The sequence below is a fragment of the Anaeromassilibacillus sp. SJQ-5 genome, from assembly GCF_054108045.1.
Genome location: NZ_JBPJWQ010000001.1, coordinates 2,602,581 through 2,616,646 on the forward strand (window position 1 = coordinate 2,602,581; position 14,066 = coordinate 2,616,646).

Below are 14,066 nucleotides of genomic sequence, written 5' to 3' on the forward strand. Positions count from 1 at the left end.
AAAAATCTGTTTTCGGCTTGCCGGCTGGATGCGGGCAAAGCCGTATTTTTCTTGCCGATTTCCCGCGTCCCGTTTGGAAGCCCCGGAAAACGCTAAAAATCGGATATGGATTTCAGGCGGTTTTCACGCTCTGCGATCCATTCAAAAAAGCGTTCCTTTCCCATAACGGAGATGCAGGTACAATCCTGTTCGCCAAGTTCCGTCGTGTTGTAGGCGTCGCATAAAAGGCCGCTGTCATCCTCCATGACGAAAGCGGCAATCACATCCAGCAGCTGCTTTAATTCCAGATTGTCGTAATCCCTTACCCGTGATAAGGGAAGCTCTTTGCTGTAAATATGGGAAAAGCAAATCACACAATGCTGAAACTTCGGCAATTCATGGCTGTCCGCGTATTGGCTCAGGGTGAAGTACAGCGGATCTGTCAGAAACTCTGAATTTTTCCGTCCCTTCCGCCTGGGCATCAGGCGGGGAAGAAAGATGTTCAGTACACCGTCTTTTTCAGAAATCCGAATGCCCTGTACGACACCGGCAGAAGTAAGATACTCGGACTTTTTCATGTTCGTGCTGCCATACAGCAGATGCCGCATCTTACAGGCAATCAATTCGCTGTGAAGCGCGGCGTCGGTTGAAAGCATCCCGTAATTGTCCGGGTATCGCTCTATATCCGTATTGTTCATCGCGCACAGCGTATTGGACAGCTTGGAGATATCCGCAAGCAGACTGTTTATGTATTTTGAAATATGTGCTCGGTTCAATAAGGTTCCTCCTGTTTCTGCTTAAAATACTGAATTTCGCCCGTGTCTGTTACCATGCAGAAAGCGGCGGAACCGGAGACACGGAGCCGGGCAATCTGCTCCGCGTCCTCGACAATAAAAATCCGTCTGCCGTCCTCTTCGCCGGACTGGGAAAGCGCGTGTTCAATCAGCGCCTCCTTATCCGGCGGGACACAGATGATTTCATAGGTTTCGCCGTCTGCAAAAAAGATGATTTTTGTCGGGAAGTCATCGGGGGAATGGTATTCCGCCCGATCTGCGAAATCTGCCAGCACCCACAGGGCAGCCAGCATCTCCCTGTCAACCTCCAAATCGGGGCTGTCGCAGAAGATGTCGGCCGGCTGGTCGTAAAAAATCCGCCCTTGCTTTGTCAAATAGAAAAGCAGGTTATCCATCACCGCCTTGTCTTTGTCGGGATAAAGCCGATATATCTGTTCGTGTCGGATGCAGTGATAATTGGATATGTCCCGCAGCAGGCTGGCGGCCTCCTTGCCGTAAAGCTGTTCTCTGGTTTTCATTGTTCCACATCTCCTTCAATGCGTATTAAATCCGTAAAAAAGCCGCATACGGGCGGCTAATGCGTATTCCGACCGTATTAAGTCGGCATTGCTGCCTGCTGAAGTTTGTGCTGTTCTACCAACTCCTGCAGCTCACGGCGGTCGGTGGTGATCAGGGACTTTTCCAAATCACTGCACTTAAACTCCACCGTGATATTGTTATTGTTCGAGCTGATAAGCCCGTTTCCTCTCTCAAAGTGGGTAATCTCCATCACTTCAGCTTCAGAAAGGTGCAGGACATCCTGCACCCGCTGAGCCTCTTCGTCTTCCAGATTGAGCACAACTTTGGTCTTGCAGTTGTTGATGATGCCTTTCCCGTATTTCCCGCCTTCCAGTGCGAAAAAGTCGTTCAGATCCTGAGTGGCGCAAATTGCGCTGCCGCCATACCCTCGAATAATTTTGAAAATCTCCAGCACATACTCGGCGGCCAGGCTGTTTCCGCCCCCGCCGATGAGCTGCCAGCATTCGTCGATAAAGATAGCCTTTTCCATCGTCCGGTTTTCCTTCGCTTTATCCCAGACGAAATCGACCGCCACGAACATACCAGCAGTCAGCAGGTCGCCGCTCAGTTCTGATATATCTAACACTGTGTACCGGTTGGATAAATCCACGTTGGTCTGCTGATTGAACGAACGGGCGGAGCCGTGGACAAGACGGTTTAAGATATTTGCCAGCCGTTTGGTCTCCGGGGAAGACACCAGCACCTCATATAAATCGCCCAGTATGGGCATCTCCCGGTAATGGCCCGGATTTTTCGGATCGTCCAGCGATGTGTTGTCGTGGGTGATGCCCTTTTGGTTGTAGGTCTTAATCATCGCCTCGTCTAAAAGCTGACGTTCTTCGTGATTCATATCCGGTATCAAAAGGGAAAAGAAGATGTGCAGCTGCTGGATTTTGGACGCCAGCGCCGACTTTTCCAAGGTGCCGCCTTCCAGCAGTTCGTCCACCGATGTATCAGCCGGCCGAATCTCCATGACATTGATGCAATTTTTTGACGCCGGACTGATTTGAATGAACTCGCCGCCGATGTTTTTGCAGGCCCGGTGAAACTCATGGCCCTTGAGGGGCGCGACGATAAACACCTGGATACCCTTGCGCCGCATCCGCAATGCCATGAGCTGCATGGTAAAGGTTTTTCCCGCGCCGCTGGTTCCCAGGATCGCCATGTTCGCATTCTTGTAAACCTTGGAATTGAAGATATCCACGATGACGAGGGAATTGTTGATTTTGTTTGTCCCGAGCAGGATACCGTTGTCATCGCACAGCTCGAAAGCCGTGAATGGGTAGCAGCTTGCGGCACCGGCCGTCAGCACGTTGCGCTTGGAGCGCCCAAACAGGTGCTTTTCCAAACTGGTGAGCGGCAGCGCTGACAAAAAAGCCTGCTCTTCCCGAAAAGAACAGGCGCTCACTGCTAAATCCTGAGAGACCAGCAGCTTTTTCATTTCCCTTTCGCGCCAGGCCAAGTCCTCCGGCGTTTCGGCGGTGATGGTAATTAGGATATTCATGTAGTAAAAGTCCTCGTTATTAGCAAGGCCGTCTTTCAAAAAATAGCCGCTGCGGATCGCCCCATCCAAGTCATCAAAATCGGTGTTGGTATCGCTTGTTTCTTTGATTTTGGAACGGTTGATCCGCAGCTGCTGTCCCAGCTTATGCACCATACGTTCTTTGGGCTGCTTTGCCAAATACAGATCGATGTCGATGCCGTCGCCTGCGTTCACCAGCAGGCTTAACCATCCAGCCGTAACACGGGATTTATACCCGTCAGACGGAATCAGCAGATACGAATGGTACAGCCCGTCGATGCAGATGTATTTTGCGTGAGTGAAATCAATGGTTTTCGGTGCAAAAAATTCGGTGCAAGGGATAGCGTCGGTATTCTTGCCCTGTTCCACATACCGAGATACAATATCCTGTACGCGAGCAGGCAGCGGAATATCCGAGCTTTCCTGCCGGCAAAGAATGTTATACAGCACATCCACCGTGAACTCGTCCTCGTTTTCCGGCATCAGCACTTCGTTCCCGCACTGCTTCAGATAATTGACCGCAGTACGGGCCGCCACCTGCAAGGTGGATACCGCATCCGCCTCCTCATCGCCGCCGTGGCGCCCGAATGCTTCATATTCAAAGATAACGAAAAATCGGCGGGTCGTCGCTTCGCGGGAACCGATGCGCCCCACCAGCTTCAGGTAATCCTCCTGAAGCATATGACAATGGGGATCTGTCTCCCGTTCCATCTCCCTGCGCACGATTTCCGTATGCTTGTTGATATCCGCCCGTTTTGTCAGCACCTTAAACTGGATTTTGACCGGGCTGATTTTAAGATAGCTGATAAAGGAATAGATGATGCTACGCTGCTCTCTGGCGCTGCGCAGTAGGAAATTGATCGGCTCCACTTCAAGAACCTTGACGTACCGGTGGTCTTTGGTGTAAATAATGCCGTTTTCAATCTTTTCAATGGGAAGATAGGCAGCCACCGGATTCAAAAATTCTGGTTCGGACTGCAGGCGGCGTGGCCGCGCCCTTTCTTTCCGTTGTTTTTGTTCCTTTGGCGCGGTTTCCCTGGCCGGTTTTTCTTTTTTGGTTTTAGCCGACCGTTTCCGGATAACCCCCAGAATTTCAGCCATCATGGACGGCTCCTTGTCTTTGCGCTCGTCCTTCTTCTCTCCACAAACCGCTTTCTTGACCGGCTTCTCTTTTTTTGCTGGCTTTGCAGGCGCCTCCTTTTCAGGAATGATGCCCACCACGCGCCGGTTTTTCAGCCACTTGAAGAAAGCAAAGATAAAGGACGACAAACACTCGCCCGATACGCCGAACAGCCCGAGCAACGCAAGGGGGAGGGCTGTCAGGCACAAAATAATGATCCGCGTCGTCAGCGGTATATTCAGCAGGGAAACCGGCAAGCCTGCCCCTATGGCAAGGACACCGGCCTCGATTGCGTTGCGTAACTTAAAAAGCCCGCCGAACAGGGTAGAACCCTCAATGAAATTCGGCGGGATCGTATAGGTTTCAAATTCAGAATCTTTTTGTTTGCTCATCAATGCCTCCTATCCGATAATCCAGAATGGGCCGCCTGCCGCCGCTCCTTCCCGGGCTTCGTCGAGGATGATGGATAAGTCCCATTCCTGTTCGCTTCGCTGATAGCTTGCCGGGTCTGCCACTAGGATTTTTTCATCCCGGACGCCCCGCAGAACGATGAAATGGCCGGAATTTGTGAAATGCCCTTTGTCCATCAGCGCAACAATCAGCTTTCCATCGCTGAGGGCGTCTGCGATTTTCTGGCCTTCATCTTTTCCACATCCCTCCACAGGCAAATCCCATGCTTTGGCGGCAGCGGGTATCAAAGCATGATAGGAGCCGTTGCCCGACGCCCAGTAGCCGTGTTCATACGACCACCTTGCCATTTCTACCGGATCAACGGTTTCGTCGGTGAGAGAAGAAACGACAATCGCCATCGCGGTAGGGCCGCAGCCATAGCCTCCGATGTTGTCCGTCCCATAAGGCTTATCGGCATAGCGTTCATCGAGCTGGTTGAAATAGACAACCGGCGTCTGCCCGTCGGTAAATTTGATGTCGCCAAGGGAAGTGATCGCTTCATACCCATTCGGCAGGCGCTGGAACATGCCGTCTCCCAAAAACACGCTCAGGTTTTGGGCGTAGTTGTTCGCCAACTCCTTTTGCTCAGCGTTCAGGTGGAACACATTGTCGGCAAAATAATCCTCGCCGTTGTAGACAATGGTGTAGACCATCCACGTTTCCGTTATGGTAGTAGACGTCTCTGTTTCATCACCGGTACTGGCGTCCACCGTTACCGTCACTTCTACCCGTGTCCGGGTTTCTTCCTTCGATGTAAAGGAATACAGCTCTCCTTTGGCATTCCGCAGGGTGGACTCCATATCGTCAAAGGTAATGGATTCAAAATCCTCGTTTTTGGAGGCGCAGAACTGGGAGACAAAGGCGTTGGCGTTATATGCCGGCGCATTTTCATGGGGATTGATGATTTCCCGCTGATCGGCATCGGACGATGAAAAATCATCCTCAATTTCCACCAGCACATCTTCCAGGGCTTCAGACAGCACATCACTCACGGAATTGGTTATATCTGTCATGTTTTCTGTGATATAGGCGCTGTCGTTTAAGACAGGCACTGTCGGGTCGTCCGGGGTAAAAGCATCCACCAGCCCGCCGAAAATGAGGGCAGGCAGCATGAGGATAAACAGTATCGGCAGTAAGAAAATAGCCACCACTACCATGATGATTTTGCCGATCAGATGCCGGTTTCCCCATACCAGCCCGGCTACCGCGCCGTATGGTCCGCCGGCAGCGGCGCCTTTGGCGGCCCCGGCTATCGCTTTCCCAGTCTTGACCGCACCACGTACCGTGTTGGCGGCCTGTGCGCTTTTAGCGGCCAGATTGGAATGGTTATTTTTTTCTTCTGCCATCAGATTCTATCCTTCCGTTTCGGCGGATCAGGCAGTTTTTTTATAATGCTTTCGTTGTAGGCAATATTGCCGTCCGGCGCTTTATAGGGCTTACGCTCTACCGTATCAGCCGCGTACTGCTTGTACCAGGTCGTCCCATCGGCGGCTGTCACCGTGGAATACTCCCCGCTGGGCGCCATATACTGGTCTGTGTGGTACATACCTATGGCAATCCCTTCCGGGTGTTCTGAAGAAGTCTCGGTCGCCATGATCCGCCCGCCGCCGATTTCTACATTGGAAAAGTTGGGCACGTCTTCCGCATCTTCTCCCAAAGCGGTATAGCCCAGATAGGAAGACAAAGCGGCAGAAGCTTTTTCCCCAGTCATGGAGCCAGTGGTTGAAATATTGCCGGTTGCCACAGTGCCGATGACGCGGTTGGCGAAACCGCCGCCCTTTTCCAACGAGGAAGCAAAGGCCTTGCCGCCAAGGCCGCCTTCCTTGCTTCCGGTGGCGTTTTTGACCGCACTGTTCCGGAAGCTGCGGCTGACAACACCGGCAAGCCCACCACTGGCAAATCCGCCGCCGGAAGACCCGCCGGACGAAGCACCGCTGCGGGAGCCGCCCCCGCCGTGCCCGCCGAAGGATTTGACCGACGCTATGCCGCGGGCGGCTATCATGGCTTCCGCCAGCATGGAGCCGCCAGTATGTCCCACATTGATGCCCAGCGATGACATAAAGCTGTCGATCTTCTGGGATACTTTCAAAAAGCCGATAGCGCAGAGAAACCAGATAAAGATATTTCCCGTAACGCCCTCCCGGCCTATGGCATTTACCTGCTGCTGTACTTCGTCCTCCGTCACCGCAAAGGCAGGGACAGCAAAGAGGCTGGTAAAAACCAGCGCCAGCACAAAAACCAGCAGAATTTTTCGTGTTTTTCGCATTGAAATCACCTCCGGTCAAAGCGAAAGTGGATTGGATAAAAAGGTGCCGACCATGCTGGTAAACAGCCGCAGGCACCAGGCGTTCATAATCAATAAGAAGATTTGTCCGCCCAGCATCCGGCACCAGGACTTAAAGATTTCCGATGTAGTCTGCGATGCTCCCATCGCAAAAGCGACTGGAGCCGTAAACACCAGCACGCCGAGCAGGACATACCTTTCGGCCGCTTCAAATAATAGTTTGATGTAGTTCCAGGCCATAATCAGCACAAGAATGAGCGCGATAATGGCGACCGCGCCGCTGGCACATACACCCAATATGGTGGTAATTGCCGAATTGAAGTTGGCAAAATCCAATGGCGGCAAAGAGGACGAAAGCACCCATTGATAAGGCGTTCCGCCGATTTTGAGAATAGTGCTCACAATCTCATCCGAGAAGTAGGCCAATAGAATAAAAAGCACCGAGCGGATGGACAGCTTTACCGGATCTTCCGCCTCAAGCCCTGCGGCGAGGCCGTAGTTCCGGAAAAGCTGCCACGCCCAGTTTAAGAGAATCAGGCCGATTGCCAACGCCACAAAGATGTTATACATGGTCTGGGCTGCCGGGAAATACCGTAAAAATGTACTCATATCGCAGCCCAGTGCGCCTAAAACCGATGTGCTGATTAAATCCAGCCCATGCATGACCTGTTCCGCTATCCACGCCACAATCCCGTCTAATATGCCCACGGCATCACCTTCCTTTTGAATTCATAAGACGTTGGATTATAGGTACTTACGGGCTGCCCCATTTGCCGCCCGCAAAGAAGGGCGTGATGTAGCTGACGATGAAGCCCAAGCCGTTTAAAATCGCCCACGTGATGATAATCCGCTTGAGCCAGGCACGGGCCTCGTCCACTGTTTTACCGCTCTTGGAAAAATTCATCATCAGCAGCGCGATGGACGCCGTGACAACCGCCGCAATCGTGGAAATCAGCAGGATCTGGTTATAGACGTCCTTCATGATTTCTTCCGCTTTTTGCCACACGGTAGTCGCCGCAAAAGCCTGCTGAGAAAAGCACGCCAACATACACACCGTCAGAAACGTCATGTATAGGACACGGCTGTAATTGATATGCCTGCGGGGCTTACGCGGCGCTGAAACTGGTTTGTTTTTCAATGCGCAATCCTCCTTTGAAAATAAGTAAAGCCGCCCATAGAATGGACGGCCTGCCGGTCGGAAGCAGGAAGAAGGCAATAAAAAAACACCATTCGTCAAAATGGTGTTCTCACTGCCTGTTCCGGCTCTCGATACAATTTTCAGCATACTCATTTTAACATAGGGGGATTTACGCCTCAATCGCAAAACCGAGCCAATGTACTGCCAATTATCTGCCTTTTTCGTTCTCTGGGAAAAAATGCTCCAGAAGTTTTAAGCTGTCCTTGGAAGAATACCCCCACAGAATAGAAGAAAAGGCGTCAATCGCTTCTTTTTTCTTGCGGAAATAGGTGCGGTAGCTGATATCCTGGATATGCGGCTGAAGCTGTCCAATGACTTCCTCGGTGTTTTTGTACTGCTGAGGGGAAAGGTAGGTGTAGTACAGGATCCAGTAGTAGGTCTCACCAAACTTGTGCTTGTTCCGCAGCAGGTTGACGGCGTTTTCCATCAGCTTGAGCATTTTGTAGCTGCGTTCGATGCTCCGGGCGTGCTCCTGAATATCGGTATCTGCAAAATCCACGCCGGCAAGGTAAATAGATTCCAGAAAATCCTCAATGCTGCTGCCAAACTCAATCTGGAACTGGCGGCGTACCTGCTGGACGGATAGCTCCAGGCTCCACACTACGTCCCGGTATTTCCTGAGAAGCATCTATGTGTCATGGTACAGCGGATTCTCAGCCTCTGTGTTTTCCATCTCTTTTATCATCTTCTTTCCACCTCCGGCAGTAATCTTAACTCAAAACGAAACAGTTCCTGGCTTTCCCCGCATAAAATAACCAGTAAAGCTTTGAACTCCACTACATCACCAGAAATATGAAATACTTCTCCTTCGCAATCGGGAGATAATGGTAATAACTTATACTGAATCTTTGGGCAGAAAAAACACGAAAAGCCTTGTACGGCAAGGACTCCCTCGACTTTTTGAAGAATATATGCAATATACGGATTTGAGACGCTATGCTCATTTTCTGAAACGCTGACGGAACCATATTCCTCTTCCTCTCGTTTATCTTCTGGTAATGTCAAACCGATGTGCAGCAACATGGCAATCTCGTCCTTATCTACCATTACGTCCGACACCTCAAACATAGTGGACAGGTAATTGTTTGGGCAAATAACGCTCCCATGAGCCCCAGGGAAGGATAAGACAGAGATATATTCTTGGCTGCGAAGTTTTCCAAGATACCGTCCAACCGTTGCTTTTGATATGCCCCAGCGTTGTGCAAGTTCAGTATAGCCGAGCAAAGGGCTGCCCGTACCGTTGCGCAGATACACCACTGGGCCAGCGTCCGATCCCTGTACCTGTTCATCGTTATACACCGTGTTGATCCACAAATCCAGCAGGGCGTCCATCTCCGAGCAGCGGCCCTGGCTGAGAAGTTCGTTGGCGATAGACACCGGCAGGAAGAAAAAGCCGTTGTCCTTAGAACAGGGCGCGTTATAGTCCAACACGCGGTTATGCTTCTGCCAGCCCAGGATTTTGAATTTCACCAGCTTCCCGCGGCCGAGACGAGAATAGGTAATCAGGTGGCGTTCCTGTAAAACCTGAAGAATGGAAACCGCCTGATGCTGAAACCGTGTGCGGAACCACTCTGTAAGTTCGCTTATCCGGCACAGCCACTCGCCGGGATATATGGTATAGCTGATACCGTCTATGCGTTTGTATGACGTGCGGAAATTTGCATAGCTGCAAAGGACGGTGTAATAAAAAAGACCGGAGCTGCCTCCAAGGCGAATGCTCTGGTCTTCTATAAGGGCCTGTATAAATTTCCGGTAGATACGGCATCGCGGATAATCCACGACCTGTTTTATTTCTAACTGATACTCTGACATAAAACACCTCCAAATAAAAAAAGCCCCGCATTAAAAAATGCGGGGCCGCGTAAATTGACCTTCTCAAACAAAGGATGGGCATCACTCTTTACACCATAAAAATATGTATCAAAAAACCGTGTCTTACTTTATATGCAAGACACGGTTCTTGAACTAAGAGCAACCCTATTGTGTATAAACCACTGCACATATTGGCGTAAAACTGGCGTAAGTTGGCGTATTTTTATCCTGCACAAAACCCTAAAGTCCTTGATTTTATGCGGTTTTTAGCCTCTTTACTTTCCCAGTGGCTTCATTGTCGGGAACAGCAGCACGTCCCGGATGGACGCGCTGTCGGTCAGCAGCATGACCAAGCGATCGACGCCGATGCCCAGCCCGCCCGTGGGCGGCATGCCGTACTCCAGCGCGGTGAGGAAATCTTCGTCCACGTCGTTGGCTTCCTCGTCCCCCGCGGCCTTGAGGGCCGCCTGCGCCTCGAATCGTCCCCGCTGATCGAGGGGGTCGTTGAGCTCGGAGAACGCGTTGGCGTGCTCCCGGCCCACGATGAACAGCTCGAACCGCTCGGTATACGCCGGGTTGCCCGGCATCCGCTTGGCCAGGGGCGAAATCTCCACCGGATGATTCATAATGAAGGTGGGCTGTATCAGCTTTTCCTCCACATAGGTCTCGAAAAACAAGTTGAGAATATCGCCCTTTCCATGGCGATCCTCAAACTCGATGTGATGCGCCTTAGCCAGCTCCCTGGCCTCTTCCACCGTGGACACGGCGGTGAAATCCACCCCCGCGTACTTCTTCACCGCGTCGGCCATGCTCAGCCGCTCGAACGGCTTCTCCAGGTCGATGGCCGTGCCGCCGTAGGAAATCTGCGCCGTGCCCAGCACCTTTTTCGCCACCGTACGGATCAGTTCTTCCGTCAGGTCCATCATGCCGTTGTAATCGGTGTACGCCTGGTACAGCTCCAGCAGGGTGAACTCCGGGTTGTGCCGGGTGTCCATCCCCTCGTTGCGGAACACCCGCCCAATTTCGTATACCCGGTCAAACCCGCCCACAATCAGCCTTTTGAGATGCAGCTCGAGCGCGATGCGCAGGTACATGTCGATGTCCAAGGTGTTGTGATGGGTGATGAAGGGCCGGGCCGCCGCGCCGCCTGCGATGTTGTGCAGCACCGGAGTCTCCACCTCGAGGAACTCCCGGGCGTTGAGATAGTTCCGGATTTCGGTGATGATCCGCGAACGCTTGACAAACGCGTCCTTGACCTCCGGGTTGACGATGAGATCGAGATACCGCTGGCGGTACCGGGTGTCCGTGTCCTTCAAGCCGTGGAACTTCTCCGGCAGGGGCAGCAGGGACTTGGACAGCAGGGTGATCTTCTGGGCGTGCACGGAAATTTCGCCCTTCTGGGTGCGGAACACAAACCCTTCCACCCCCACGATGTCGCCGATATCCCACTTTTTAAAATCCGCGTACCGGTCCTCCCCCACGTCGTCCCGCTTGACGTACACCTGCATCCGATCGGTGTGATCCCGCAGATCCATGAAGCTGGCCTTGCCCATGATGCGGCGGCTCATCATCCGTCCCGCGATGACCACCGGCTGGTTTTCCAGCTCGTCGAAGCGTTCGCGGATTTGCGCGTTATGGGCGTCAACGTCGAATTTAGTGATGGCAAAGGGATCCTGCCCTGCCTCCTGCAGCGCTAATAGCTTGTCCCGGCGGATTTGCAGCAGCTCGCTCAGCTGCTGCTCGCTCAGCTCCTCGCTGATCGGGGAGGGGGTACCGGTGGGTTCGCTCATAATGTCCGTCCTTTCCTGTCCGCCCGCAGCGGACAGCTGTACTTGTCAACTCGTGCTTTGACCGGGTTATACATTAGGAATTCCTGCAAGAATCTTGGCTGTCCGCAAGGCGGAGGGCGCAGCAGCGAAACTAAAATATCACTTGGTCAAAACACTAGTATGCGAAAACGGGCGGGCGAGCCGGACAGCTCTCCGCTGCCGGCCGCCTCGCCCGGTTCCGTAAGAACCCGCATGACGCCATGCCGGTTCTTTATTTCGAAATCTCCAGGATGGTGTAGTTCAGCACGCCGGCGGGGATCTCGATCTCCACCGTGTCGCCCACCCCGTTGCCCAGCAGCGCCTTGCCCACCGGGGATTCGTCGGAAATCCTTCCCTCCATGGGATTCGCCTCGGTGGATCCGACGATTTTGTAGGTTTCCTCCGACGCGTCGGCCTCATCGCGGATACGCACACGGGAACCGACGTGTACGATCTCGGTATTCAGTTCGCTCTCGTCCAGAATGCGGACGTTTTTCAGCTGATTCTCGATTTCAGCGATCCGGCCCTCGATGATGGCCTGATCGTTCTTGGCTTCGTCGTACTCACTGTTTTCCGACAGGTCGCCAAAGGACAGCGCCACCTTGATTTTCTCAGCGATCTCCTTGCGCTTGACGGTTTTTAACTCTTCCAGCTCATCCTCCAGGCGTTTGAGCCCTTCGCTGGTCATAATCGATTCTTTTGCCATGCCGCGCTCCATTTCTCCCGGGGCCGGATGAACCGGCGGGGTCATGATCGAAGGCCGGATATGCCGGAGGCTTTCCTCCTCCCGGCCTGGGTGGAGCCGCCTCCCTGAAGGTACGGCTCCACAATAGATGTATTATACTAAACCGAAATCCCGATGTCAAGTCCCGCCAGCTTCAGCGCGGCCTCCTCGATGCGGATATACCGCCCGTTCATCCACAGCGCCGCCGGCGGCCGGGCTAGTATGCCCCGCAGGCCCCCCCATTCATACATGGCGGACAAAAAAATCCAGGGATCGCAGAAGGCGGGCTTGGCCGCCAGCCAATCGGACGGGATCCGGGGGATGTAGCCGCCCACCACGTTGCGCCCCGTCTCCTGCACCCCCGACAGCACGTAGCCGCGGGTGCCCGCCCGCTGCCCGCCCAGCCCCTCCGGCGCCAGCACCAGCGGCGCCCGGTGGAGCGCCGCCGTGTCCCCGGTCACCAAAAAGGTGGCCCCGTACTGATCCATGGCCTTCTCCTCCTGCTCCTCGTACAGCTCCGGCCGGGAGGTCACTACCCGTACGTCCGCCGTATAAGGCAGCAGGGCGGGGGCCAGCTGCGGCATCCGCCCCCGCGGATCGTAAATCGCCGCCATGGTGCGCCGCGGCGCGGCCGTCCCGACGCGCAGCAGGTGCACGGCGGTGATCGCCATCATCTCCTGCCCCAGCAGCTCCCCGCAAAAGGGCTTTATCCCCGCTTCGTCCGGCACCTCGAGCCCGCCCGGCAGCAGCATCCGCCCCGCGCCCCGGCCCGCCAGCCGGCGGATCTCCTCCCAAGGCAGCCGGCCCCGCTTGTCCGGCCGGGCGGTAATCAGATAATACATCCCGTCCCCGACCCGGATTTTCTCCATCTGCGCCGACGCCTTCCGCCGGCGGAACCATCGGCGGGGTGCCGGCCCCGCGACCTGCAGCGCGACGACCATCGTTTACCTCCGTTTTCCCCGCGCCGCGCCGTTATCGCCGCGGCCGGCCCATCGGGTGCCCCGGCAGCGGCAGCACCGGTATTTCGTCGTCGATGAGGTATTCCACCGTCACTCCGTACAACCGCGCCAGCCCCAGCAGCGACCGGTAGGACGGGTTGGAACGCCCCAGCTCATAATAGGTATAACAGGAACGCTCCAGATGCAGCTGAACCGCTACTTCCTTCTGGGTCAGCCCTTCTCTCTGGCGCAGAGACAGCAGCTTTTCTCCGCATAAGCCCATCGGTTTCCCTCCTCTTCTCCTTTGGTTTTCTCCATATTGTTTGCATATTCCCATGAAACTTGCTGTTTAAAACGCATTTGTGTATTCTAATTTTTGGGTGTATTTTCATTTTGTGGAAAACATGTTATGCTATATTATCTGGCTGTCATAAAAAATGTCATCATGTAAATTTCAAAATTATACAATAGAAAAAGCCGCCTGGCAAAGGGGATGAGGGGGACTGCTTTTCAGAAAGGAGGAAACCTTTTGGATGTTGGAGAGAAAATCCGATATCTGCGTCTGAAGAAGCGATGGACGCAAAAGCATCTGGCCGGACTGCTGGGTGTGGACAAATCCACCATCAGCCAGTACGAGACCTATATGCGCACCCCGTCGTACAAAATTCTGGTCAAACTGTGTTACATCTTTCAGGTATCCGCCGACTTCTTTCTCGACGTGCATGTGGGAGCCGAATCGCCCTTTTCTCTGGATGGACTGACCGAGTCCCAAATGTTCAGCATCGTCGGCGTCGTCAGCGAATTCCGCAAAGCCAACTCCGGCGACTGAAAAGCCGGCACTTCCGCAGGGCGCGTTGCAAAATACAAGATTTTGCAACG

At 53.6% G+C, this 14,066-nt stretch carries 14 protein-coding genes; 1 reads left to right on the forward strand and 13 read right to left on the reverse strand.

From position 1 onward, the window contains the following. Positions 1-92: 92 nt before the first annotated feature. From ACSAMM_RS11175 to ACSAMM_RS11235, 13 genes are all read right to left on the reverse strand, one after another. Positions 93-755, reverse strand: a complete 663-nt coding sequence (locus ACSAMM_RS11175) for a DUF6100 family protein (RefSeq protein WP_178721308.1) — start codon at positions 753-755, stop codon at positions 93-95. Beyond that, complete coding sequence (locus tag ACSAMM_RS11180; protein ID WP_457791455.1) at positions 752-1,291, reverse strand: DUF5697 family protein; 540 nt, start codon at positions 1,289-1,291, stop codon at positions 752-754. The genes ACSAMM_RS11175 and ACSAMM_RS11180 overlap by 4 nt, the downstream gene beginning before the upstream one ends. A gap of 77 nt (positions 1,292-1,368) precedes the next feature. Next, entirely contained in the window at positions 1,369-4,365 is a 2,997-nt protein-coding gene (locus ACSAMM_RS11185; RefSeq protein WP_457791456.1) for a VirB4 family type IV secretion system protein, read from the reverse strand. A 9-nt stretch (positions 4,366-4,374) separates the two neighbouring features. Continuing rightward, the gene (locus ACSAMM_RS11190; RefSeq protein WP_457791457.1) at positions 4,375-5,769 is read right to left on the reverse strand and encodes a C39 family peptidase; all 1,395 of its coding nucleotides are present in this window, start codon (positions 5,767-5,769) and stop codon (positions 4,375-4,377) included. Then, positions 5,769-6,689 (reverse strand): hypothetical protein, encoded by a 921-nt coding sequence (locus ACSAMM_RS11195; protein WP_457791458.1) that lies wholly within the window; start codon positions 6,687-6,689, stop codon positions 5,769-5,771. Before ACSAMM_RS11195 ends, ACSAMM_RS11190 begins: the two co-directional genes overlap by 1 nt. Positions 6,690-6,704: 15 nt before the next feature. Beyond that, positions 6,705-7,415 (reverse strand): hypothetical protein, encoded by a 711-nt coding sequence (locus tag ACSAMM_RS11200; RefSeq protein WP_178721318.1) that lies wholly within the window; start codon positions 7,413-7,415, stop codon positions 6,705-6,707. Positions 7,416-7,461: 46 nt separating this feature from the next. Next, complete coding sequence (locus tag ACSAMM_RS11205) at positions 7,462-7,689, reverse strand: hypothetical protein (RefSeq protein WP_457791459.1); 228 nt, start codon at positions 7,687-7,689, stop codon at positions 7,462-7,464. A gap of 364 nt (positions 7,690-8,053) precedes the next feature. After that, positions 8,054-8,533, reverse strand: coding sequence for a hypothetical protein (locus ACSAMM_RS11210; protein ID WP_457791460.1), 480 nt, complete (start codon positions 8,531-8,533; stop codon positions 8,054-8,056). A 53-nt stretch (positions 8,534-8,586) separates the two neighbouring features. Next, positions 8,587-9,717, reverse strand: a complete 1,131-nt coding sequence (locus ACSAMM_RS11215; RefSeq protein ID WP_457791462.1) for a MarR family transcriptional regulator — start codon at positions 9,715-9,717, stop codon at positions 8,587-8,589. 275 nt (positions 9,718-9,992) lie between these two features. Beyond that, a complete protein-coding gene (gene lysS / locus ACSAMM_RS11220) occupies positions 9,993-11,507 on the reverse strand; it encodes a lysine--tRNA ligase (protein ID WP_457791463.1) in 1,515 nt (504 codons plus the stop codon). Positions 11,508-11,757: 250 nt separating this feature from the next. Then, positions 11,758-12,231: a transcription elongation factor GreA gene (greA, locus tag ACSAMM_RS11225; protein ID WP_178721325.1), complete on the reverse strand. Its 474-nt coding sequence runs from the start codon at positions 12,229-12,231 to the stop codon at positions 11,758-11,760. 137 nt (positions 12,232-12,368) lie between these two features. Beyond that, the gene (locus ACSAMM_RS11230) at positions 12,369-13,118 is read right to left on the reverse strand and encodes a hypothetical protein (RefSeq protein ID WP_457791465.1); all 750 of its coding nucleotides are present in this window, start codon (positions 13,116-13,118) and stop codon (positions 12,369-12,371) included. Positions 13,119-13,221: 103 nt separating this feature from the next. After that, positions 13,222-13,470: a helix-turn-helix domain-containing protein gene (locus tag ACSAMM_RS11235; RefSeq protein ID WP_178721329.1), complete on the reverse strand. Its 249-nt coding sequence runs from the start codon at positions 13,468-13,470 to the stop codon at positions 13,222-13,224. A gap of 246 nt (positions 13,471-13,716) precedes the next feature. On the opposite strand from ACSAMM_RS11235, the gene ACSAMM_RS11240 reads away from it, so the two are divergent. Further along, the gene (locus tag ACSAMM_RS11240) at positions 13,717-14,016 is read left to right on the forward strand and encodes a helix-turn-helix domain-containing protein (protein ID WP_178721331.1); all 300 of its coding nucleotides are present in this window, start codon (positions 13,717-13,719) and stop codon (positions 14,014-14,016) included. Positions 14,017-14,066 lie beyond the last annotated feature (50 nt).

Coding starts and splice junctions, on each gene's coding strand:
- ACSAMM_RS11180 (WP_457791455.1), bottom strand. CDS start 1,291: ATGAAAACCAGAGAACAGCTTTACGGCAAGGAGGCCGCCAGCCTGCTG.
- ACSAMM_RS11185 (WP_457791456.1), bottom strand. CDS start 4,365: ATGAGCAAACAAAAAGATTCTGAATTTGAAACCTATACGATCCCGCCG.
- ACSAMM_RS11190 (WP_457791457.1), bottom strand. CDS start 5,769: ATGGCAGAAGAAAAAAATAACCATTCCAATCTGGCCGCTAAAAGCGCA.
- ACSAMM_RS11195 (WP_457791458.1), bottom strand. CDS start 6,689: ATGCGAAAAACACGAAAAATTCTGCTGGTTTTTGTGCTGGCGCTGGTT.
- ACSAMM_RS11205 (WP_457791459.1), bottom strand. CDS start 7,689: ATGAAGGACGTCTATAACCAGATCCTGCTGATTTCCACGATTGCGGCG.
- ACSAMM_RS11210 (WP_457791460.1), bottom strand. CDS start 8,533: ATGCTTCTCAGGAAATACCGGGACGTAGTGTGGAGCCTGGAGCTATCC.
- ACSAMM_RS11215 (WP_457791462.1), bottom strand. CDS start 9,717: ATGTCAGAGTATCAGTTAGAAATAAAACAGGTCGTGGATTATCCGCGA.
- lysS (WP_457791463.1), bottom strand. CDS start 11,507: ATGAGCGAACCCACCGGTACCCCCTCCCCGATCAGCGAGGAGCTGAGC.
- greA (WP_178721325.1), bottom strand. CDS start 12,231: ATGGCAAAAGAATCGATTATGACCAGCGAAGGGCTCAAACGCCTGGAG.
- ACSAMM_RS11230 (WP_457791465.1), bottom strand. CDS start 13,118: ATGGAGAAAATCCGGGTCGGGGACGGGATGTATTATCTGATTACCGCC.
- ACSAMM_RS11235 (WP_178721329.1), bottom strand. CDS start 13,470: ATGGGCTTATGCGGAGAAAAGCTGCTGTCTCTGCGCCAGAGAGAAGGG.